Origin of the sequence: Schaalia sp. lx-260 (assembly GCF_021083645.1) — a bacterium.
Taxonomy (GTDB): Bacteria; Actinomycetota; Actinomycetes; order Actinomycetales; family Actinomycetaceae; genus Pauljensenia.
On sequence record NZ_JAJNRQ010000004.1, the window covers coordinates 88,912 to 111,156 of the forward strand.

Sequence of the window (22,245 nt, forward strand, 5' to 3'; positions counted from 1 at the left end):
CATCTGAAATTATCAATTGCCACTTTCTTTTTCTTCACTAAACCTGTAAATTAACTTCACTGAAACGATTACTACAGCGCAAGAACACAAAATTCTTGCTTAAACAAAGGCGAATAGGACTTTACGGATTCTCATTCCACACTATTGCACCTAGACTCATAGACAATGCCTGCGCTCAGGCCACACGTCCCCGCCCTCCCCCACACACAGAAAGCTCAGAAGGAAGAAAATCATGAACTCCGATATTCCGGGTTGCCCTTGGGAAACATGTTTTTCAACTACCACACGACTTGCCCTTCGATTAGAAAATGAACTCAAGAAAAAAAGTTCACTCAGCCTGCCTGAATACAATGTCCTCCTGCATACCGAACGCGCAGGGAAAAATGGGATTCGTTTAGGAATGTTGGCCCGTAGCGTTGTTTTCAGTCCTTCACGTTTAACTCATACTCTGCATCGACTCGTTGAACGCGGCTACATCACGCGCACACTGTGTTCGCAAGACAAAAGAGGCGGCATCATTACACTCACACGTGCAGGAAATGCCGCTCTACGCAAAGCAACATCCCATCACGCAGATCTGCTGAAAAAACTGCTGCTTGATGACATGACTCCGGAAGAAAGCGCTGTTTTTGAGAAAGTTTTCCAGCGCATTAGGCAACGGCTAGATGAGGAAGAATTCAGCACTTTCTAAATAGCATTGCCTACTTTCTTATTACTCTCAGGCAGGGCATCACCATTGCTACGGAGTAGCTGCATGCTTAGGAAGTAGGCAACCTAAGGCAGCAGCACCCAACCTAAGGTATAAGTGGTCCGCAAACGCGTGAATATCCTGCTTTCGCCCGCTTATTTGTTGTTCAACCAGCCTGCTGTGCCCTGCCGTATTTGTTCAGCAAGAGTAGCAACAGCACCCTTTGATCCATTCCCCCAAGGAATATAGTGAAATTCTGTGCCACCGGCTTCATAGAAGGCCTGTCGGTTCAGCTCATTTATTTCTTCTAAGGTTTCCAAACAATCTGCCATAAATCCTGGACAGATCACATCAAGACGCCCTTTGTATGTGCACCCTAATTCTTTGACCGTATCAATCGTTGCTGGACCCACCCATTCCGCACGCCCAAAAACAGATTGATAGGTTCGCATAATAGCTTCTCGGGGCAAACGCAGACGTTCCGCAAGAAGGTCGTAGGTTTCCTCACATTCGCTTGGGTAGGGATCACCTAGATCACGCATTGCCACAGGGATTGAATGGAAAGATAAAATCAGTCGATCTCCTGCATCAAAATGAGGGCGACCATGTTCTTGCCAATGAGCTTCAATTGCTTGAGCTAAAGCCTCAATATATTCAGAGGCTCCTTGGAAGCTACGGATTGTGCGTATTTCCATTTGATCTCGTGCAGATAACGCCCAACGCGCTACCTCGTCATACACAGTCCCTACCGTACTGGCTGCGTACTGTGGATAGGCTGACAAGATAAGGACTTTTCTGCATCCTGCATTGTATATGCGGGTGAGTTCGTCCTTGATGGAAGGATTTCCGTAGCGCATGGCAATGCGTATATTGAGCTGCTCACCAAAAATGCGTTGAAGTTGCTCTGCTTGTTCTTGCGTGCCGCGCATAAGTGGGGAACCGTCCTCTGTCCAAATACTGCGGTATTGAGGGGCGATCATACGCGGACGAAAAGGAAGGATGAAGGTTTCAAGAATCATTTTCCACAGCAAAGGCCGCATCTCAACAACACGCGGGTCGCTCAGGAATTCACGTAGGAAAGTTCGTATAGCTGAGGGCGTAGGAGCTTCAGGGGTGCCAAGATTAATAAGGAGAAGCGTCGGTCGTGTCTGCATTGACGTTTCCGAAATAGCTGGAGTCTGCGAATTTTCTGACACTGTACTCACGTTCGTCATAACCTGACTTTAGCGGAAGTTGTGTACAAAACATGAACTAGCGCACTCTTTTAGAGCTTTTTCCTTATCCTCAGGCCTATTTCCTCAGATTCTATACCAAGAGGTGCAGAGGTTTTAGAAAAGAAATACATGCGAAAAAAGTGTCAGAAAATATTTCTTTCAATGTGACAAAGCAAAATAAAGCAAGGGCCCGACCGATGTCGGACCCCTGAATATGTGTCATTGACGGACAGTATTCGCCCGTCACGCGCTCACTTCTTATTGCGACGCTGATGACGAGTTTTACGAAGCAGTTTACGGTGCTTCTTCTTTGCCATACGCTTACGGCGCTTCTTAATGACGGAGCCCATTGGGTCCCTCCCTCGAATCGTTGGATGTATACGGCAAGGTTTACCGTAATGAGGTCACGTGCCAATAAGCACATTCCCCAATATCTTACCCCTCAGTACCAAAAGCTCGTGTATCAGTTTGTTCAGCCAAACCTGCATGAAGTAACTGATTCACAACAACCTCGGGTACACGGAAACTCTTTCCCACCCGAATTGCCGGCATTTCGCCGCTATGAATGAGCCTATACACTGTCATCCGCGATACGCGCATGACATCCGCCACCTCGGACACCGTCATGAGACGAGGAGCAGACTTGTGTTCCATTGATGACTCCCATTGTGGCACGAGGCGTTCGGCTCTCCTGCCGTCCTTGTTTCAACCTCAAGGATAATAATAACGGGCACAGGTACCTCAAATGCAACTTTGTTCACACAAATCTCAATAGAATCTTTTATCACACTGCTATTCACAATAAAAGACAACGCGACTTAGGATACATGTGAAGCACTCATAATTTTCCAATGCCACGAACTAGGTAAGCTATGGCCGATTCCACGCACACCTCTCACAGCAGAGCTCACACACGCAAACAACATCCTTTGCCTGTGTCCTATGTGCAGATCCTACGTACCTGGATCGCAAAACGTGCGCGAAATGCACCAGCCCGCTTAGCTATCGGAGTCTTTGCGCTGATCGTCACTTTCATCACGCTTTTACTCAGTTTGCCTATATCTTCAACAGGTAACCAACCCCTCGCATTTGTTGACATCCTCTTTACCGCAGTATCTGCGGTCTGCGTCACCGGTCTGACCACGGTTGACACAGCAACCCAATGGACCACTTTCGGACAAGCAGTTATTGCACTTGGTGTCATGGTTGGCGGACTCGGTGTGATGACCCTCGCTTCCATACTCGGCGTTGCTGTTTCACGCCATCTGGGACTCACTCAAAGAATGTTGGCCGCCGCCGAAACCAAACAAGACAATATGAGCAAATTATCCCGCCTGCTCATCGCCGTCGTTGTCACCTCGTTAACTGCTGAAATCATACTTTTTGCGGTATTTTTCCCCAGATTCCTCACATTAGGCACACTGACCCCTCTCGAATCCGCATGGCAAGCACTTTTCATGGCAATCTCTGTTTTCAATAACGCAGGATTCGTTATCCTCGTCGGCGGTCTTGGCCCCTTCGTCTCAGACTGGTGGATGCTTTTCCCCATCATCCTAGGCACAATGGTTGGGGCTGTTGGCTTTCCCGTGATTTTGGATCTTTCCTCTCACTGGCGCACACCTCACAAATGGTCGCTCCACACGAAACTCACTCTGTCGGTCTACCTCACCCTAGCCTTCGTGGGAACTCTCATGCTGGCCCTCAGCGAATGGACAAATCCTGAAACCCTCGCACAAGCCGACATACCCACCAAAACCCTCAACATCTTGCTTGCAGGTGTCAACAGTCGTTCTTCTGGACTCTCAGCACTCGATGTGGGAGTCATGCGACCACATACACATTTCGTTCAAGACATACTCATGATGATCGGCGGAGGCTCCGCTTCAACTGCCGGCGGAATCAAAGTGACAACTTTTGCGGTTCTGCTCCTCGCAGTTATCGCAGAAGCACGCGGTGATCGTGACATTGAAACTTTCGGGCGCCGCATCCCCATTTCAGTTGTACGTTTAGCTGTTGCGGTCACGCTTATGGGTATTGCCCTCGTGTCGATTTCTGTCGTCATTTTGCTGTCCATGACGAACTACACCCTCGACGTCATCCTCTTTGAATCTGTTTCCGCATTCGCAACCGTCGGCTTATCCACCGGCATCACAGCAACCCTGCCAGCCGGAGCCAAATACGTTCTGGCCTTACTTATGTTCGCAGGCCGTACAGGAACAGTGACAATGGCCGCGGCCTTTGCTGTACGTGAACGCTCACGCCTCATACGTATGCCAGAAGAACGCCCTATCATCGGCTAAAGTAACTCATACGAGCAGCGTACTTATTCACATAAACACAGAAAATGGGACAATACACCTATGACAGAAGAAAAAACGCTGGCATCTGGCACACTCGTCATTGGTCTTGGCCGCTTTGGATCAGCAGTGGCATTGACCCTGGAAAAAATGGGCTACGAAATTCTCGCTGTCGAAAAAGACGCTCGACGTGTCCGCCAATTTACCGGGCGTTTCCCACTGGTCGAAGCTGATGCCTCCTCAATGGAAGCACTTGACCAGATCGGAGCAAAAGAATTTCGCAGTGCAGTTGTCGGCATCGGCACATCACTTGAAGCTTCTGTTTTAATCACCGCGAACCTCGTTGATTTAGGAATACCTAACATATGGGCTAAAGCAATTTCGCGCGAGCACGGCAGAATTTTGCGACGAATCGGCGCTCATCACGTTGTATATCCCGAATTTGATGCCGGACAACGCACAGCACACCTGGTCGGTGGGCGCATGAAAGACTACATCGAAATGGAAAAAAACGGCTTCGCCATTATGAAGCTGCATCCACCAAAAGAAGTTCAAGGTTTTTCTTTGGCAGAACTCGATTTACGTGGACGATACGGCGTAAATGTGCTGGGCGTTTTGCGTCCTGGTGAACCTTTTGAATATGCCACATCACGGACACGTATTGAAGCTGAGGACTTAATTATTGTGTCCGGTGATTCTGATTTACTTGAACACTTTGCGCATCGCCCCTAAAGGTAGCTGTTTCCTGCCACGCAACAGCAGCAATCTGCATAAGAAGCGTTCCTTGCTTTCCTTACCTGTGCTCCAGATGTAGGTGCGAGGTTTTAGAGTGGAATCATGGCCAAAGAAAAAACAAGCTACCGATGTACTGAATGTGGATGGACATCCCCAAAATGGTGTGGGCAATGCCGTGAATGTCACGCATGGGGCACCGTAGAAGAAGCGCTGCCTGTGGGCAGTGAACCCTCAGTACCAACAGCGCGAACGCCACTTCATCCTGCTGTTCCTATTGCACAGGTTGATGCACAGTATGCTGCTTTCCTGCCAACAGGTGAAAGCGAAGTAGATCGCGTTCTTGGTGGCGGTATTGTCCGCGGCGCTGTCATTTTATTGGCCGGTGAACCAGGGGTCGGTAAATCTACCTTGCTCCTGGAAGTAGCTGCACGATGCGCACGCCACAGTCGCTTACATCAAGAAGGACCAGTCTTATACGTCACCGGCGAAGAATCCGCCTCGCAGGTCCGTTTACGCGCTGAACGTATCGGAGCATTCGATGACGCGCTATTACTGTCAGATGACAATGATCTACCCACACTTTTAGGCCATATTGAACAAGTGAATCCTTCACTTGTGATTATCGATTCCGTTCAAACTATCCACGCCCCTCATACAGAAGGCACAACCGGTGGAACCACACAGGTACGTGCTGTAGCTTCCGCTATTATTCGAGTGGCAAAAACACGGAATTTACCTGTGCTCCTCGTTGGTCATGTCACAAAAGACGGAGGAATCGCAGGGCCTCGCGTTTTAGAACATTTAGTTGATGTGGTCTGTCAATGCGAAGGTGATCGCCATTCACGTCTGCGCCTATTACGCTCCGTTAAAAATCGTTACGGACCTACCGATGAGGTTGGTTGTTTTGAACTCACTGAAACAGGTATGACGGGCCTACCTGACCCGTCTGGATTATTTCTTTCGCAAGGAAGCCCCGCCGTAGCTGGTTCATGCGTCACCATTTCTTTGGAAGGACGCCGCCCTATACCCACAGAAATTCAATCACTTGTAGCAGCAAGCGCAGCTGCTTCACCTAGGCGCGCCACATCAGGGGTCGATCATTCACGTGTCGCTATGATTTTGGCCGTACTTCACGCACGTTTAGGTATTGACACATCAACATGCGATGTGTACGTATCAACTGTGGGCGGAGCCCGCCTCAATGAACCTGCCGCAGATTTAGCAACAGCGGTTGCTATCGCTTCGGCTACTCGTAATGCCATTCCTCATCACCGGCAAGTCATCATTGGCGAAGTAGGACTCACAGGGGAAGTACGTCCGTGTACAGGAACCAGTCAGCGACTCCAAGAAGCCGCACGTCTCGGATTTACTCGCGCCATTATCCCAGCAACTGGTACCGAAGATATTCGACCAATCGAAGGTATGGATCTGTTCACGGTTTCTGACTTGAAAACTGCTATTAACGTCGCCCTGACGTAATATCAGGGTAGGAAATTCACACACAGGGAGTAAGCACATGACCTCTGACACTTCAACGTTAAGAAGCGTGCTTCAAGCAGTTGCCCCTGGCACTGCATTACGCGAAGGTTTGGAACGTATTAAACGTTCACGTACAGGCGCACTTATCGTCCTTGGTTACTCCCCTGAAGTTGAAGCAATCTGTACGGGCGGTTTCGACTTGGATATTCCTTTCACCGCTTCACGACTGCGCGAACTAGCAAAAATGGATGGCGCTGTCGTTATCGATAGTGAAAATTGGCGTATCCGTAAAGCAAATGTTCAGCTCATGCCAGATTCAAGTATCCCAACAGATGAATCAGGTATGCGACACAGGGCAGCCCAACGCACAGCCCGTCACCTTGGTTTACCCGTTTTGTCACTTTCTTCCTCAATGAAGATGATTTCCATTTACGTAGGTACACATCATCATCTGGTTGAAGAACCTGAAGCGCTGCTTGCACGCGCAAACCTCGCTGTCGATACACTCGACCGTTACACTCAGCGTCTCGACGAAGTCCTCCAAACACTCACTGTCCTCGAAATGCGTGATGCAGCAACTATCCGTGACGTAGCAACCGTCTTGCAACGCATGGAAATGATTCGACGTATCACCACAGAAATTAACGAATACCTTGAAGAACTCGGTTCAAGCGGTCGTTTACTTGCTCTCCAAGTCGATGATCTTGTGCGCGGCTCTGCCTCTGAACGCGCCCTCGTGCTTCGTGATTATGTACGGGATCCTGAAACTTTACATATCACTGAGCAACGCCTATCCGAATTAACCGGAGACAAACTCGTTGATTTATCCGCAATTGCCAATGTGCTTGGGCTGAGTGTTTTTGACGTGTCAGACCTTGATCGCACGATCTTGCCGCGCGGCATACGTGCTCTTTCCTTAGTGCCTCGTCTGCCCTGGTCTGTCATTAAAGAAGTATCAGCCCACTGGTCTACCCTCGCGGAATTACGCGACGCAAGTACTGAAGAACTTCAAGCAATCGAAGGTATTGGCCCCTACCGGGCAAAACTCATTCAAGAATCACTTGAAAATCAATACGCCCTTGCGTCCACCGGCATTGTCGGATGGTAAAGTCGCACCCTTCCCTTAAAGAATCGCATGAAGCTGCTTGTGCGTACTTCCCTATGCTTCACCGGATAGTGCTCACTTCACTTCAAAATACACATCAGAACCTACAGGTGCCTGTCCATCATGCACCTGAACATGGTACGCCCCCGCAGGAGCCGTATCAGGTGTCCCATCGCTGTCACTGTCATAGGCAGAACACCCTGCGTAACGGCGTCCATCCCACATGAGAGTCCCCTCCCACGTGGTACCCACACTTAATAACAAAGGAGTTGAATCCGCCTCGTCTTTTTCACAGGTACGACCATCAAAAACGACTTCTGTACCACTGGAAATTACTGCTGAATAACGATTCTTTTGGAGCACACACGCGGTTTGCCCTTTATTTGTCAAACGGAAAACTACTTTCTCACCAGTGCCAACCGTAGTTTCTTGCGCAACAGTTTCAACTGTCACATCCGCGGCTTGACAGGACGGCACAGTAATACGACCATCAGCGCCCACAATCCCATCAGGAGTCCTTTCCTCCATCATCCCCACTGATGATTGAGCAGCCTCTGATTGCACATGTAAACGACTAAAATACGCACGCGCCGCAACAACAGTCCACCAAATAGCTGCCCCCACAAGCGCGATAATGACAAGCAGCGCAATGCCCGTAATAATTCGACGAGGCCACAAATTCGTATGACGGCGTTTTTTTCGTGAAGCACCTGAATGACCCATAAAACCAACCCTCCCTCGTTTAACGCGTACATGTGAACAAAATACACGCCTTATGACGGTGTTTTTGGCGGGTAATTCCCCATACGCGAAGCCGAAGCCTCCGAGTCATCATCTGTGTCAACCACACACCAGCGTTCCACTATTCCCGCACAAACCGCGCAGACAAGAGCTGAGATCCCCACAACCAGAGCAACAATTCCGCAATAACGCATATAGTCAGAATCCATCCGCGCCAGCATTATCGCAGCCATTCCGAAAAAAACGCCCACCGTTGAACACGAAACATAAGTGGTTGCACGAGCCAATGCTGCTGAGCGAGCCGCAGCAATTGGCCTCATCCACGTTGGCTTACGCGCGCGTAAACGCCGAATATGGAATCCAAGGTAAAGAAGCAGCCCAGACAATACGGCAAAAAAGATCGCTAAGAAAAAAGTTGGCTGGAAAGGTGAGCCCCCCAAACGAATAACACCGAGGACAACAACAGCCCCGCACACCGTTGCAACTGCAACAATGAGAGCTAAAAGGCTCACCTTTACAGGTTTCACCGCGTATTCTCCTCATCACGAATCACGGGGAACTGACCGGTCACAGTGGGACGTACCGTTACTGAACGGCGAAGCAGCGGAGGAACCGTATCCTCATGCTGACGTGGGCCACGTGAAATTTCTGCGGGAAGGTCTGGAACAAGGCGCGAGTAACGGGCAGAAGATGCAGCAGATTCCTCTGCCGCATGACTTTCATCATGATGATCTGCATGATGTTCTGCAGGGTCCTCATCAATAATGCGAACCTGAGCTGAAGCAAAATCCCAGCGAGGTAACTCTGTTGCTGGTTTTACTGCAGAACGCCCCTGAGCCGCAGCCCTTTTAGCAGCATTAGACCGTGAAATCCAGCCGGGAAGTTGCATGGTCTTTTCATCAGTGGCCCGCACATTCGCTGTCTCTCGTATGCGCGTTGTATCCTCAACGTCGGCTGGTATGCGGGCAAGATTCTCCTCATCGGCAGCATGAATCTCAGTTCCAGCATGAGTGAGCGCCGGTTCATCTGTATCAATAGATTCTTGAGGCAAAGCCAGCAGATCCGCTATGCTACGTCGCTGCACCACAGGTTCTGTGTGACGAGTGCTTTGCTCGCTTTTGTTGTCGGATACGCGGGTTTCACTTTTCGCGGGCTCCGCACCACAGGCGTCAAAAGTTTGCTGCTTATACTCGGTTTCACGTGTGGATTCGTGTGCTGCATACTCTTGCGCAGGAAAAGAGGGGACCTGCTCAGCAGTCCATTTATTCTCTGGAATCACATACTCATCAGCATAAAAATCTGATTCATACGGCTGCGCTGCAGACGTTAGCGCCTCTGGGCAGTCCTGCTGTACGTGCGAGCGCTCACGGTGATGGCCCGAACCAGGTTGTGACCATTTCTGCCATAAAGCACGCCATACCTGATCGTCACGATCATCTGAAGGCGCTAAGCCTACTCTTGACGATTCGGGAAGTAATTCCACGCGGCTTGGCAGTACCGTCGGCGGTAAAATATTCATCTGCGGCACAGTAAGTGGTGGAACAGCGGCAGATACCGACTCAGGGCCAGCATGAGGTATCCCACCTGTAGGACCGGCAGATCCCACAAGATTTTCAGGTGCTGGATCTTCAATATGCGCACAAGATTTATCTGTCGTTTCCTTTTGCGCATGAATACCAACAGTAAGCGCACCATCCCCTGTCCCATCGTGAACAGAGTCCAGATAAGCCTGAGAATCTGCAAGAACCGTTTCTGATTCTTCCAGCCAATCTTCAATGGCATCCACAATTCCAGAACGATCCTGCGTTAAGGGTAATAGGTCAGCCACTCGACCGTGCCCCACCAGTACAGCGTCCGGATCAGCTAAAAGCCACGGTGCAAGAACGAAAGCGCGGCCAAAAGCACGTGGATGCGGGAGCTGCAGGTCAGCCTCGTGAATATGTTCCTCACCGTACTGGATCAGATCAATGTCAACTGTGCGTGGGCCCCAACGTTCCTCACGGAGCCGCCCATAGTTTTGCTCGATACGTAAAGTCGTATCAAGAAGTTCCCGTGCGCTTAGCGTCGTGCGGATCAGGAGGACCGCATTCCAGTGGTCTTCTTGTGCTGCTTGCCCTGCCATTAAAACAGGATGGGTGCGCAGTAGCGGTGAAATTTCAATAATTTCAATGTGAGGGTGTTCAATCAGATCTTCAATGACGTAACGCAAAGTTAAAGGAACATTCCCGACATTCCCACCTAAAGCAAGAACCGCATCTGTCCACATGAGCGGGGAATGTGTAGGCGCAGATGCCTTCCGTCGAGGCGGTGATAACTCAGCAGGAGCATCTGAAATTGCGTCTGCGTGTTGAGGTGTGGATTCTCTGTGACCTACAGGGACGTGACCGCGTGTTAATGTCACCGCAATATCAGAAAAACGCGCATTAATTGGTGCCTCAGGTTTATGTACAGTGACTTGAGCGCCCACTACCCGCGGGTAGGTCATTACGGCCTCAGCAATGCGACCCGCAAGAGTTTCAATCAACCGAACTGATGGCCCTTGGATCATCTGAATCACCATATGAGCCACATCCGCGTATGACACCGTATCTGCAAGATCATCACTACCAACGGCGCGCGACACATCAACCCACATGGAAACATCCACGCGGAAAAGCTGCGGTTGTTTCTGTTCTTGCGGTAAAACACCGTGGATGCCTTCAGCGCTCACACCTGTCAATGTGATGACATCAAGCCTGTCCGTCATGGCAGACACCTCCGGTTTTTTCTTGGCCCATAGACCTCACACATGCGACATGAGCAGGAACATCATGGACACGTACTCCCCACACCCCATGTTTTGCCACACGAGCCGTGATATCCACAGTTGCCTCATCGCGATCTGCGATAGGTGACAAAGAAAGGAAACGCTTACGTGATGCCCCTATAAGGACAGGGTACCCCAGAGCACATAAACGATCTGTTTGATGAACAATTTCCCAGCACTGTTCATTCGTTAAAGAAAAACCTAAACCGGGGTCCACGATGATACGGTCTTGCGGGACACCTGCTTCACATGCGGCCTCAATTTGCTGGAGTACACGTGAAAGGACTGTAGCGACCACATCATGACCATGATCAAAAGTCTCATTCGGATCGCCAGGTAGAGCATGGAAACGTTGGATAACGTAGGCACATTCTGAGTGGGCGACCGTGGTATTCATATCTGAATCCCACATGCCACCAGATACGTCATTAATAATTGCAACCCCTGCTTGAGCACAGCGACGCGCTGTTTCTGCGTGCAACGTGTCAACTGACACAACGACACCTGCATTCACAAGATGGGTCACGACTTCACGTATGCGGTCCCATTCTTCGCCTGGTGTGATTCGAGTCGAATGCGGGCGGGTAGATTCCCCTCCGATGTCAATAAGGTCAGCTCCCGCTTCTAACATTTCATAAGCGTGATCCAGTGCTCGTGAGTGTTCTGCCCAACGGCCACCATCAGAAAACGAATCCGGCGTTAAATTCAAAATACCCATCACCAGTGTTCTCCCCGTGGGCACGGTAAGCCCATGAGGTAATCGCAGGAGCGGATATTTACTCACCGAGGACCACCTAGTACGAGCGACATCATTTCTGCACGTGTGGCAGCGTCTTTCATTATGCCTCGTAGTGCCGATGTGACCGTTGAAGATCCCGGTTTGTTGATGCCACGCATTGCCATGCACATGTGCTCTGCTTCAATGACAACTATGACACCTTGAGGTGTCAGTACCTCATCAATAGCCTGAGCAATCTGCGCGGTGAGTCGTTCTTGCACTTGTGGCCGACGCGCGTAGCCTTCAACTACTCGCGCCAGTTTTGACAAACCCGTTACTCGACCGTGTGAAGGAATATAGCCAACATGTGCACGACCATAGAAAGGCAAAAAGTGATGCTCACACACCGAATGGAAAGGGATGTCGCGGACAAGGACTAGTTCATCTGTTCCTGTTTCAAAAACTGTGCTCAGATGTTCACGTGGATCTTCTTCAAGTCCTTTGAGTAGTTCTTTCCACGCACGACCCATCCGGGCAGGAGTGTCCCGCAGACCGTCACGAGCAGGGTCTTCCCCTACCGCTTCCAGTAGTTGACGCATTGCATCGACTACTGCCTCCTCGTTGTAGGCCACTATTCCCCCTCAGGAGTCGCATGAGGTGTTTCTGACGGTTCAGAAGGAAGGTTCGCTTCCTCTGTCTGAAGGTGTGCTTCAGATTCAGCTATGTCGTCTTTTTCAGAATGTGCGCTCACTGGGTTCCCTAGAACAGCTCCTGGGATTGCTGCCTCAGATAGGTAATTCCATACTGGACGATCCGGCTGTTTACGAACCGCTGTGAATATTTCTTTCAGCGCTGTTTCGTCCAGTGTTTCTTCTTCTAGGAGGCGCTGTGACAGCGTATCCAAAACATCGCGGTTACGTGTGAGGATTTCCCATGCTTCACGTGTCGCGTTATCCAGGAGTAGGCGAACTTCTTCGTCAATGATTGTCGCAATCGTTTCTGAGGTACCGCGTCCTTGGGCTTGGCCCTGATTATGAGCAAATGGGTCAGTATCCGAGGAACCGAGTTTCACATTACCGACACGCGAGGACATCCCGTAGTCTGTCACCATTGCTCGTGCTGATTCTGTGGCTTTTTGAATGTCATTTGCCGCACCGGTTGACGGGTCACGGAACACGATTTCTTCAGCAACACGACCACCCATGCTGTACACGAGATTGTCCAATAGTTGGTTGCGTGTACGAGAGTAACGGTCTTCTGTTGGCATCACCATGGTGTAGCCCAAAGCGCGGCCGCGCGGCAAAATCGTCACCTTTGTCACCGGATCGGTGTAGTTCAAAGCCGCTGCACACAAGGCGTGTCCGGCTTCATGGTAGGCGGTCACCGCTTTATCGTGATCGTTCATGACACGTGTACGTTTCTGAGGACCAGCAATCACACGATCAATAGCTTCATCAATGGCGCGATTGTCAATAAGGTCCGCGTGAGAACGCGCTGTCAACAAAGCTGCTTCATTGAGTACGTTGGCGAGGTCCGCTCCGGTAAAACCTGGGGTACGTTTTGCGATCTGGCGTAGGTCTACGTCCTCAGTCATGGGTTTACCGGCCGCATGTACTTTCAGGATTGCTTCACGCCCCTTCAGATCAGGGGCTTCAACAGCGATTTGCCTATCGAAACGGCCTGGACGCAGTAAAGCTGGGTCCAGAACGTCAGGACGGTTCGTTGCGGCAATCAAAATGACATTTGCACGGTTGTCGAAGCCATCAAGTTCAACAAGAAGCTGATTGAGGGTTTGTTCGCGTTCATCGTTACCGCCGCCAAAACCGGAACCACGGTGACGACCAACCGCATCAATTTCGTCAATAAAGATAATCGCTGGAGCCGCTTTCTTTGCTTGACCAAATAGGTCACGCACACGCAGCGCACCCATACCAACATACAGTTCAAGGAATTCTGAACCAGAGATAGAAAAGAACGGTGCATGTGCTTCACCGGCAACCGCTTTCGCAAGCAGTGTTTTACCTGTTCCCGGAGGACCGTACAACAAAACGCCCCTGGGAATTTTGGCACCTACACGTTGGAATTTTTCTGGTGAAGACAAAAACTCGCGTATTTCCTCAAGTTCTTCAACAGCTTCATCTGCACCTGCAACGTCACCAAAGGTAATGTCTGGACGTTCTTGGTTGACTTCACGAATCTTGGATTGGCCGAAAGCATCCATCATTCGGCCTCCACCCCAACGGCGCATCAGGAACCAGAATGCTCCAACAAGGATGATGATGGGCACTAGTGTTTGCACCATTGCGGATAGGAAGGATGTCTGAGGGTACAGGGTGTTCCATCCGCGTGCGGGTTCAAGTTTCGTTACAGTCGATACCAGTTCTTCGCTTTGAATACGTGCGTAACTGAAAGTGATGGAGCGTCCTAAGTTACGATCTTGGTCGCCGAGGCCAGTTGATTTATGAGTCCAGTCAGCGGTGAGCCGAACAACGACTTGCTGAGTTCCCTCGTTAATATCAACGCGTTCAACCGTGTCGCTTGTGAGTATTTCAAGACCTTCTGATGTATCAACTGATCGCGGCTGAAACCACGCCCATGCAACCCAGGCACCCATCGACAAAATCAGCAGGGGCACGAGTACCCATGCCCAGTTCACTCGCTTCTTTTTTGCGTTTTCCGTCACGACAATCCTTTATTGAGTTTCAGCCACCATACACATGCGGTGCCAACGTACCGACAAAAGGCAGATGACGGTAGTTTTCAGCGTAATCTAAGCCATATCCGACAACGAATTCATTCGGAATTTCAAAACCGACGTAGGCGACATCAACTTCCACTTTTGCGGCTTCTGGTTTACGCAGCATAGTGGCAATCTGTACTGATGCTGCTCCGCGTGATTCTAAGTTTTTCCGTAACCATGACAGTGTTAAACCGGAGTCAATGATGTCTTCAACGATCAGCACATGTTTACCATGAACGTCGTTATCTAGATCTTTGAGGATACGTACGACACCTGAAGATTTTGTGCCTGAACCGTAGGAGGACACAGCCATCCAGTCCATTTTTAATGGAGTATGAATTTTACGGGATAAATCCGCCATCACCATGATAGCTCCACGTAAAACACCTACCAGCAAAATTTCACGACCAACATAGTCACGGTCAATTTCTGCTGCCATTTCAGTTAAACGCTGATCCAGTTCAGCTTCGTCAACGAGGATGCTTTTCAGATCCTGTCCCATATCGGTTGCGTCCACCGCGTTTCTTTCCTCTCTGCTGTACGGATCACAGAATGTTCTGGGTCCTCACAACACTATTCTGTTCTAGCGTGCCACATTTCCATGCCTTGATGCATGGCATAGATCGTTTACGGGCGATTCACCACATTTCAAATAGGCTTTTTTCCCTTTACCGTATCGGTCGATGACGACTCCTGGTAGATGCAATGGTCCTTGACCATGCCACTGTTTCACCAAATCCACAGCTTGTCGAATATGCGTTGAGGATAGCTGGCCTGCGCGTGCTCCGCCCTCTAATAAGAACAGCCTGACAACTCGTGCAAGAACAGCATATGGCAGGTTTTTCACAGCGGATACACTCAAAATATACGTGTTGTTTTTACTTAAATTCAGTCCTGTAGCATATGTTTTGTCAGATATTTCTTGCACTGCGCAGTCACATTCAGGTTGATCTGTATTAGGGGATGGGTCGCCTGATTTATCCCATTCGGGCATATGTGTTTCAGGGGCAGATTCCAGTGGTTGAGTCGAAAAATTATGAGGCGTTAGTGCTGGTCTTTCGCAATTACCCGAGTGCGAGTGCGCATCATGTTGCAGATCCGACATGTGTGAAATATGAGGCATGTGCTCAAAATCTTCTTGACCTATATGGCGCACTTCACGTAAAGCGTTACGGTATTCATGCCATGCCCACTGCGTCAAGGCATCGTCATCATCAGCAGCATTCGCAGCAGTTCTAGCAAGGGCCTGCGTCACATCTTGACCTAAAGCACGGTTGAGCAGGGGTAAAACATCTGCTCGCACGGCCGCTCGACGTAAAGGAGAACCATCACGAGTTTTCCATGGTCCGTCCGGAAAATTCGAGGGGTCTTCCACCCACGGGATCCCTAAAGTCTTAACCGCTTCACGAATAATCTCACGCCTGACCCCTAAAAAAGGGCGCACCCACACGCCATCTTTCCCATAGCGACACGCATCCATTGCACGTAACGACCCTGTGCCAGAGCCTCTGGCTAAACGCAGAATCACTGTTTCGGCTTGATCGTCAAGGGTGTGTCCCAGAAAAATTGGAACGCAGGAGCCACCTTCTTGTTCATGTATGCGCGCGGCATAGTCAATAAGGGCCGCTCTACGTCCTTGGCGAGCAGCAGCTTCTGGTCCGCCTTCCTGCGCCATGTTGATATGACATATATGAGCGTACGCGCCTAGCTGTCTGGCTTGCGCACATACGCGTTCAGCTTCTGCGGATGATTCAGCACGAACACCATGATCGACTGTCAATGTGTGCACATGCAGTCCTGCCCGCATTCCCGCATCAAGAGTGGCCACGGTGAGTGCTGTCGAGTCAGCGCCACCGGAAAAACCTACAAGAACAGCTTTCGCTCCCTCTTTTTTCATCTGTTGAATATACGGGCGTACAGCAAGACTGATTTCTCTCACCGCACCACGAGGTTGAGGGCCTATGAGGGTAACTGCCTGACTCAAAGGCCGTGCGTGTTGTTCAACCCACACGTCGCCCCCACATATCAGGTTGCGCATATTCAGCCACGGTAGGCAAGTTTGCTACGTCCCGTAAAAGTTCCGGAAGCATTCGCGCCGCCACCACGTAATCTGCGAAATTTTGTGTACGTTCACATATCACGCTGATGTCGGGTGGTGGGGTCAGTATTTTACGGAGGACATGTAGTCGCGCTGCTTCATTATGTTTTTTGTCGTAGTGGCGCAACCATTGGCATGAAGGCATATCAACAGGTGTGAGCGCATCCATTGAAGCGTAAGCCAAGGCGTCTGAAAGGAAAATGAAATGCGCAAGCTCATGTGTTGTATCGGGGAGCGCACTCATTAAATGAATGAGGTATTCGATGAGGTGTGGCGCGTATATGTGGTGTGTAGCAGTAAGTGCTGTGCGTAGGGACACCCATCGGCACCAGTCGTTTTGGTCAAGCTGAAATTGTTGTGCTTGAGTAAAAATGTTCGGTGCGACAAGTACACGTGTATTTCGGGTCATATCCCATATGCCAGTCACATGGCGCATAGTTGTACGCCCCCACAGGGCTGTCTTATATAAAGCCGTTGGGCGTATGTTAAGGCTCTGGCCTGTAACTAGTTGACGTAAAGCTGTGAAACACACGGTTGCGGCAGCTCGTCGTTCAACGATTTCAATGGGAGATTTGATGACTGTGGAAGCTGCTTCAGGTAGGTGACTTAAACGCTGCACGTAGGGTTTGACCCATTCATCTGTGCGCCGTAGTCTGCGAACAACAGCAGCCGCTGTCGGAGCCGTTACATGCGGTCCCGATGGTAGGGAAGCGATCATGAATCGCATGAAAACGTCGTCCGCGCAGTCAGTACTCATGTTCCTAGTTTAGTGTCCTTTAAGGAAAGTCTCACTGCAGTTTTCATTGCACCATTAATAACTTCCGTACATGCGAGGGCAAAATAACGGTGTGCCTACCGGAATTCTGTCGGCATTCCGTGTGGCGTGCCAATACGTTTATAAGTTCGAGAGTTCGTGTAAAAATTCGTCAATGTGAGGTCGTGTCGTCACAGCTTCATTGCGCGGTACGTCATCATTTCCGAGGGCAAAAATCAGCAAGCGCCCTGAGGTTGTGGTGAGGACTCCAGCCATTGACACGGTTTTACCGAGCGTTCCTGTTTTTGCCTGCACATTTGCGCGAGTGTTTTCTGATTGTAAGCGTGAGGTGAGTGTCCCTGAAACGCCTGCGATGGGTAGTGAACGCACGAGGTTGGCAACTGCCGGCGTTTTGTGTTCACGAACAGAATCGAAAATAGTAGCAATTAGTGTATCTGCGCTTACTCGATCGTTTTCAGATAAACCTGAGCAGTCGTCTAAGTGAATACCTTGTGTGGGAATTCCTGCATTTTGGAGGGTTAAGATCAGAGTGCTTACAGCGCCAGAGTAGGAAGTTTCTGCCCCTATTGTTCGTGCAGTTAAACGACAGTACTGGTCAGCAAGCGTGTTATCTGATTGCTCTAACATGTACCGTATTTGCTGTGCTTGTGTTGCTGATTCTATGCGAGCGACTTCGTATGTGTTTTCTGGAGGAGCAGCTTCACTTATCATTTCGACAGTGATGCCTGCTGCACGCAGATAGTCAGCGAAAAGAGTAGCCACCGTAGCGGCAGGGGCACTATAGAATGCATTTTCTTGACCATCAATACGACCAGCGTCAACCGCAAAAGCTGCGACATGTCCTTCGTAGTCACCGGAGTTTTGTTGATCCCATGTATTCAAGTGTGATGGTCCAGTAAAAGGCTGAGGAGCCCAGTACAGTTGCACTGCATTCACACCGTTGTTGTTCAGGGCGGCTATTGTTTTTCCCGCAAGGTCAGCCACGCCTGCCTGTCCATTGACTGCGTCTGGGTTTCCTGTTCCTGCTCCAAGGAGAAGGTCACCTTGTCCCCATAGGTATAGGTTTGTTCCTTCACGGGATACGCCTGTTGCTAATCGCTGGGAGGGGGATAGATGCGTTAAAGCGGCGTATGCGGTGAGAATTTTTGTGACTGAGGCGGGGGTGTGTGCTTGGGAAGTATTTTTTTCTAGCAGGGTTTCACCTGTCGTTGCATCGACTATTTTGGCCCAGCTTTTCCAGCCACCTTCGGCTGCGGCTGCTTCATTTTTTTGCCATAAGTGTTCTAGCTGTTTTGGATCGACAGGGTTGCCTTCTGTGGCTTTCCATTGGACGTTTTGATTCTTTTCCACATGTGGGAGTGCGGGCGGCGCTGCGGGACTGACAGCCTGTGAGAAAGTGAGAAAACCGGGGACACGATCGTATAGATCTGCCACCACATAGCCGACGGTCGCAAATAATAGCGCTGTAACGCTTAGAATCACCATGACGGCTTTATGTCTCACGGGTTTCCTCCTCAATATGATGGTAGGTAATCACAATAGTGTAGATGTAGGCATTAACCGACTCTGTGCCACCCTTGTGGCGGCGCAAGCCCAACTGAGGAGTGCATTGTGGAGTTTGACGTGACAATCGAGATTCCTAAAGGGAATCGAAATAAATATGAAATCGATCATAAAACGGGTCGTATTCGACTTGATCGTATGTTATTCACATCAACACGTTACCCCGATGACTATGGATTCATTGATGACACGCTTGGCGAGGACGGAGATCCTTTAGATGCTCTGGTCCTGTTGGAAGAACCAACTTTCCCCGGATGCGTGATCCGTTGCCGCGCATTAGGTATGTTCCGTATGCGCGATGAGAAAGGCGGTGACGATAAGGTTTTATGCGTTCCAGCCTCAGATCAACGTGCGTCGTGGAGAACAGAGATTGAGGACGTGTCAGAGTTCCATCGCCTTGAAATTCAGCATTTCTTCGAGGTGTATAAGGACTTGGAGCCGGGTAAATCAGTTGAGGGTGCTCACTGGGTAGGCCGTGAGGAGGCGGAAGCAGAAATTCGTCGCTCATATGAACGTCTGAAAGAGGCTGAGGCCAGCGGTGAACTCGATCATCATTAATACTGGCTTATCTTACGTGAGTTGAGCATATGCATGTGTGGGGAGTGCCTTTCGGCACTCCCCACACATTTTCACTGTGTATTTAATGGGATAAGTATTGAGAGTCAGTATCGAACGACGTAGGGTGCAGGATTGCCCCATATAGGAGTCGCATGGAGACTCATTCCCGGCATAGGAGCCTCAATCATCTGACCATTACCAATGTAAATAGCAACATGGTGGTAGTAGCTTGGTCCGCCCCAGAAAATCAAATCGCCAGGCTGTTTTTGACCGTAAGGGATCTTTGTTCCTGCAAAGTATTGGTCTGTTGCACCACGAGGAACTGACACACCTTGAGAACGGAATGCTTGCTGAACCAGACCCGAGCAATCGTAGCCGTTAGGTCCGTTGCCGCCCCAAATGTACGGTAAGCCAACTTTGGACCAAGCGAATGCGATCACACCAGCGGCAACACCTGAGCTTGAAACCGGTCTGCTAGGTGCAGGGGGGTTCCATGCGGGAGCGCTCGGCGCATATGCTGCAGCGGCTTGGCGTGCAGCCTCAGCTTGACGTGCGGCTTCGGCTTGGCGAGCTGCTTCTGCTTGGCGTGCAGCCTCAGCCTGACGAGCTGCTTCGGCCGCAGCAGCGGCTTGACGTTCTGCCTCTAAAGCAGCTTCGCGTTCTTGAATCAGCTCAACCGTTGTATTTTGTTTCTTTGCGAGTTCTTCAACCAAAACCTGCTTACGCATATCCATTTCGTTGCGAACAGCAAGGGCTTGATCGTAAGCGGCTTGAGCTTCAGATGCGCGCTGGGATACAAGATCAACAGCATCTTGTTGTTTTTCAACAGCACGATCAGCGACCCCGCGCATTACCTGAGCGACCTGTTCAAGTGCAGCAACTTCCTGCATCCGGCTATCTGCCTGATGGGAAACGTTTTTGATCGTGGTCTGTTTAGTTTCAACAGAACGTAAACCATCAGCTTCTAAATAGGGGCTCAGGGAATCTAAAGGTGAACCACCCTCACGATATGCAGTGACAGCAACGGAAGCAATACGTGTTTTCGCTTGGTCAAAATCTGCCTGAGCTTTATTTGCGTCAGCTTGCGCAGCCTCAGCTGTTGCTTTCGCGTCGTCAAGGACTTGCATCGCGCTATTGTATTGCTCGGTCACGGCAGCTGATTTACGTCCGGCTTCTTCTGCGCGAGCAGCGACATTTGCAAGCTCTACTTCAATTTGTGCAACGGACATTTTCGCTGCTTCTTCTGCAGCTTTTGCCCGATTAATGTCATCTTCCGACGGTGTTGCTTGCGCGAGGCTCGGAAGCGCAATAAAAGAAGCAGTTATGAGCGCGGCAAGGGCCATACGTCGAGTACGCTTCACTGTCTCACCATACTTTCTGCTCTTGTTTAGTCAATATCAAAAACCACTATTGACTCTAATTCATCACTCGTCACTTACGCAATAAATATCCACATTATTAACATTTGTCACACCTGTAACATCCTGATCTTTTTCGCACACGCTTCACACTTCATACTGTTCTTCCGCCCCTCACAACACGCATTTTTCACCGAAAACACGTAGGCTAAAAGCGTGACTCGCACCTCAAAGACACATCAGAACGACAGTACACAAGAAAACACAACCCCCACATCGCAGAACCACATTGACGTTATGCGACCGTGGGGAAATGACGGCCCCCCACCCGTCAACGCATGGCGCGAAGACATCCTCGGCCCACAATTCGAGTCACGCACACTAGAACTACTCCCCGACGACGAAGGCGAATGCCCCGCCACACTCATCCGACACGTCCCCACCTGGGACCCAGATAATCCCGTGACCACTCCCCTACGCTTCGTTGCCCTCTACATTCACGGACGCAATGACTACTTCTTTCAACCCGAACTTGCCCACTGCATCGCCGCAGCACAAGGCGCGTTCTACGCTCTCGACCTCAGAAAATATGGGCGCTCCCTGCGCCCAGGACAAACCATCGGCTACGTTGACACCCTTGTAACATACGATGAGGACATCAGCGAAGCCCTTGAAATCATCCGCACAGAAGTCGGATCACTTCCGCTCGTCCTCATCGGACACTCAACCGGAGGCCTACTTGCCACCCTATGGGCCTACCGACATCCTGGAGCAGTTGCTGGACTCATCCTCAACTCCGCATGGCTAGAAATGCACACCATGGCCTCTATGCGACCGGCTGCGCAACACGTACTCGGCACAATCGCCTCATACAAACCCACATGGGAAGTCCCTTCCGGAGACGGCAACGACTACTACTCACGTTCCCTCCTCGGCGGATGGGCAGAATCAGGATTTGACCTCCCTGATGACCTACAGCCCTACGAGGACGATCCAGCAATCAAAGGATGGGATTACGTCACCGAATGGAAACGACCCCAGAGCTACCCAATTTTTGCCGCATGGTTAGACGCTATTTTGACCGGACACAGCCTCATTGAAAAATCTGTTCACCTTGACTGCCCCGTTTTATCAATGATGTCCACATCCTCATACTTCTCACACGTGTGGGCGCCCGAAGTCTTTCGCTCAGATATTGTCCTCGATGCCAACATCATCGCTGAACGCTCAACACATTTAAGCCCACTGGTCACCATCGCCCGTTTCCCAGGCAGACACGACCTTTTCCTATCCGATCCGCCTGTACGCACACAAGTATGGGACACCATGACACGCTGGCTCACCACATTCGTCGCAGGGAAATAAAACAC

20 protein-coding genes and 1 pseudogene are annotated in these 22,245 nt (G+C 50.3%); 7 read left to right on the top strand and 14 right to left on the bottom strand.

Annotated features, from left to right (window positions below):
* Positions 1 to 232: 232 nt before the first annotated feature.
* Positions 233 to 691, top strand: a complete 459-nt coding sequence (locus tag LRP57_RS05970; protein ID WP_231205625.1) for a MarR family winged helix-turn-helix transcriptional regulator — start codon at positions 233 to 235, stop codon at positions 689 to 691.
* 152 nt (positions 692 to 843) lie between these two features.
* Here LRP57_RS05970 and hemH read toward each other — a convergent pair whose 3' ends face one another.
* The 3 genes from hemH to LRP57_RS05985 form a co-directional block, all read right to left on the bottom strand.
* Entirely contained in the window at positions 844 to 1,902 is a 1,059-nt protein-coding gene (gene hemH / locus LRP57_RS05975; RefSeq protein WP_231205626.1) for a ferrochelatase, read from the bottom strand.
* 251 nt (positions 1,903 to 2,153) lie between these two features.
* On the bottom strand, positions 2,154 to 2,252 hold the full coding sequence (locus LRP57_RS05980) for a 30S ribosomal protein bS22 (RefSeq protein ID WP_003792170.1): 99 nt from the start codon (positions 2,250 to 2,252) through the stop codon (positions 2,154 to 2,156).
* An 85-nt stretch (positions 2,253 to 2,337) separates the two neighbouring features.
* Positions 2,338 to 2,556, bottom strand: coding sequence for a helix-turn-helix domain-containing protein (locus LRP57_RS05985; RefSeq protein ID WP_231205788.1), 219 nt, complete (start codon positions 2,554 to 2,556; stop codon positions 2,338 to 2,340).
* 275 nt (positions 2,557 to 2,831) lie between these two features.
* On the opposite strand from LRP57_RS05985, the pseudogene LRP57_RS05990 reads away from it, so the two are divergent.
* The 4 genes and pseudogenes from LRP57_RS05990 to disA form a co-directional block, all read left to right on the top strand.
* A pseudogene (locus tag LRP57_RS05990) lies at positions 2,832 to 4,202 on the top strand (TrkH family potassium uptake protein); the annotation flags it as partial.
* A gap of 60 nt (positions 4,203 to 4,262) precedes the next feature.
* Positions 4,263 to 4,931 carry a potassium channel family protein gene (locus tag LRP57_RS05995; RefSeq protein ID WP_231205627.1) on the top strand — a complete coding sequence of 223 codons (669 nt, stop codon included), beginning with the start codon at positions 4,263 to 4,265 and terminating at the stop codon, positions 4,929 to 4,931.
* Between the two features lie 105 nt (positions 4,932 to 5,036).
* Entirely contained in the window at positions 5,037 to 6,413 is a 1,377-nt protein-coding gene (gene radA, locus LRP57_RS06000) for a DNA repair protein RadA (protein ID WP_231205628.1), read from the top strand.
* 37 nt (positions 6,414 to 6,450) lie between these two features.
* Positions 6,451 to 7,521, top strand: a complete 1,071-nt coding sequence (gene disA / locus LRP57_RS06005; RefSeq protein WP_231205629.1) for a DNA integrity scanning diadenylate cyclase DisA — start codon at positions 6,451 to 6,453, stop codon at positions 7,519 to 7,521.
* A gap of 72 nt (positions 7,522 to 7,593) precedes the next feature.
* Here the strand turns inward: disA and LRP57_RS06010 are convergent, their stop codons facing one another.
* The 10 genes from LRP57_RS06010 to dacB all read right to left on the bottom strand — a co-directional run bounded on the left by LRP57_RS06010 (position 7,594) and on the right by dacB (position 18,899).
* A complete protein-coding gene (locus LRP57_RS06010) occupies positions 7,594 to 8,241 on the bottom strand; it encodes a hypothetical protein (protein WP_231205630.1) in 648 nt (215 codons plus the stop codon).
* A gap of 50 nt (positions 8,242 to 8,291) precedes the next feature.
* Entirely contained in the window at positions 8,292 to 8,786 is a 495-nt protein-coding gene (locus LRP57_RS06015) for a DUF3180 family protein (RefSeq protein ID WP_231205631.1), read from the bottom strand.
* Positions 8,783 to 11,005, bottom strand: a complete 2,223-nt coding sequence (gene folK, locus LRP57_RS06020; RefSeq protein WP_231205632.1) for a 2-amino-4-hydroxy-6-hydroxymethyldihydropteridine diphosphokinase — start codon at positions 11,003 to 11,005, stop codon at positions 8,783 to 8,785. The genes LRP57_RS06015 and folK overlap by 4 nt, the downstream gene beginning before the upstream one ends.
* The gene (folP, locus tag LRP57_RS06025; protein ID WP_231205789.1) at positions 10,989 to 11,783 is read right to left on the bottom strand and encodes a dihydropteroate synthase; all 795 of its coding nucleotides are present in this window, start codon (positions 11,781 to 11,783) and stop codon (positions 10,989 to 10,991) included. The genes folK and folP overlap by 17 nt, the downstream gene beginning before the upstream one ends.
* A gap of 62 nt (positions 11,784 to 11,845) precedes the next feature.
* A complete protein-coding gene (folE, locus tag LRP57_RS06030; RefSeq protein ID WP_442984622.1) occupies positions 11,846 to 12,382 on the bottom strand; it encodes a GTP cyclohydrolase I FolE in 537 nt (178 codons plus the stop codon).
* A gap of 32 nt (positions 12,383 to 12,414) precedes the next feature.
* Positions 12,415 to 14,466, bottom strand: coding sequence for an ATP-dependent zinc metalloprotease FtsH (ftsH, locus tag LRP57_RS06035; RefSeq protein ID WP_231205634.1), 2,052 nt, complete (start codon positions 14,464 to 14,466; stop codon positions 12,415 to 12,417).
* A 19-nt stretch (positions 14,467 to 14,485) separates the two neighbouring features.
* Complete coding sequence (gene hpt, locus LRP57_RS06040) at positions 14,486 to 15,040, bottom strand: hypoxanthine phosphoribosyltransferase (RefSeq protein WP_231205635.1); 555 nt, start codon at positions 15,038 to 15,040, stop codon at positions 14,486 to 14,488.
* A gap of 66 nt (positions 15,041 to 15,106) precedes the next feature.
* Entirely contained in the window at positions 15,107 to 16,561 is a 1,455-nt protein-coding gene (gene tilS, locus LRP57_RS06045; RefSeq protein WP_231205636.1) for a tRNA lysidine(34) synthetase TilS, read from the bottom strand.
* Positions 16,524 to 17,378, bottom strand: a complete 855-nt coding sequence (locus LRP57_RS06050; protein WP_231205637.1) for a hypothetical protein — start codon at positions 17,376 to 17,378, stop codon at positions 16,524 to 16,526. Before LRP57_RS06050 ends, tilS begins: the two co-directional genes overlap by 38 nt.
* 138 nt (positions 17,379 to 17,516) lie before the next feature.
* Entirely contained in the window at positions 17,517 to 18,899 is a 1,383-nt protein-coding gene (dacB, locus tag LRP57_RS06055; protein WP_231205638.1) for a D-alanyl-D-alanine carboxypeptidase/D-alanyl-D-alanine endopeptidase, read from the bottom strand.
* Between the two features lie 108 nt (positions 18,900 to 19,007).
* Between dacB and LRP57_RS06060 the strand changes: the two genes are divergently transcribed.
* Entirely contained in the window at positions 19,008 to 19,517 is a 510-nt protein-coding gene (locus LRP57_RS06060; RefSeq protein ID WP_231205639.1) for an inorganic diphosphatase, read from the top strand.
* A 104-nt stretch (positions 19,518 to 19,621) separates the two neighbouring features.
* Here the strand turns inward: LRP57_RS06060 and LRP57_RS06065 are convergent, their stop codons facing one another.
* A complete protein-coding gene (locus tag LRP57_RS06065; RefSeq protein ID WP_231205640.1) occupies positions 19,622 to 20,878 on the bottom strand; it encodes a C40 family peptidase in 1,257 nt (418 codons plus the stop codon).
* 294 nt (positions 20,879 to 21,172) lie between these two features.
* Here LRP57_RS06065 and LRP57_RS06070 point away from each other — a divergent pair, with 294 nt between their 5' ends.
* Positions 21,173 to 22,240, top strand: coding sequence for an alpha/beta fold hydrolase (locus LRP57_RS06070; RefSeq protein ID WP_231205790.1), 1,068 nt, complete (start codon positions 21,173 to 21,175; stop codon positions 22,238 to 22,240).
* Positions 22,241 to 22,245: the final 5 nt, after the last annotated feature.

Coding starts and splice junctions, on each gene's coding strand:
- LRP57_RS05970 (WP_231205625.1), top strand. CDS start 233: ATGAACTCCGATATTCCGGGTTGCCCTTGGGAAACATGTTTTTCAACT.
- hemH (WP_231205626.1), bottom strand. CDS start 1,902: ATGACGAACGTGAGTACAGTGTCAGAAAATTCGCAGACTCCAGCTATT.
- LRP57_RS05980 (WP_003792170.1), bottom strand. CDS start 2,252: ATGGGCTCCGTCATTAAGAAGCGCCGTAAGCGTATGGCAAAGAAGAAG.
- LRP57_RS05985 (WP_231205788.1), bottom strand. CDS start 2,556: ATGGAACACAAGTCTGCTCCTCGTCTCATGACGGTGTCCGAGGTGGCG.
- LRP57_RS05995 (WP_231205627.1), top strand. CDS start 4,263: ATGACAGAAGAAAAAACGCTGGCATCTGGCACACTCGTCATTGGTCTT.
- radA (WP_231205628.1), top strand. CDS start 5,037: ATGGCCAAAGAAAAAACAAGCTACCGATGTACTGAATGTGGATGGACA.
- disA (WP_231205629.1), top strand. CDS start 6,451: ATGACCTCTGACACTTCAACGTTAAGAAGCGTGCTTCAAGCAGTTGCC.
- LRP57_RS06010 (WP_231205630.1), bottom strand. CDS start 8,241: ATGGGTCATTCAGGTGCTTCACGAAAAAAACGCCGTCATACGAATTTG.
- folK (WP_231205632.1), bottom strand. CDS start 11,005: ATGACGGACAGGCTTGATGTCATCACATTGACAGGTGTGAGCGCTGAA.
- folP (WP_231205789.1), bottom strand. CDS start 11,783: ATGGGTATTTTGAATTTAACGCCGGATTCGTTTTCTGATGGTGGCCGT.
- folE (WP_442984622.1), bottom strand. CDS start 12,382: ATGCGTCAACTACTGGAAGCGGTAGGGGAAGACCCTGCTCGTGACGGT.
- tilS (WP_231205636.1), bottom strand. CDS start 16,561: ATGCGCAACCTGATATGTGGGGGCGACGTGTGGGTTGAACAACACGCA.
- LRP57_RS06050 (WP_231205637.1), bottom strand. CDS start 17,378: ATGAGTACTGACTGCGCGGACGACGTTTTCATGCGATTCATGATCGCT.
- LRP57_RS06070 (WP_231205790.1), top strand. CDS start 21,173: ATGCGACCGTGGGGAAATGACGGCCCCCCACCCGTCAACGCATGGCGC.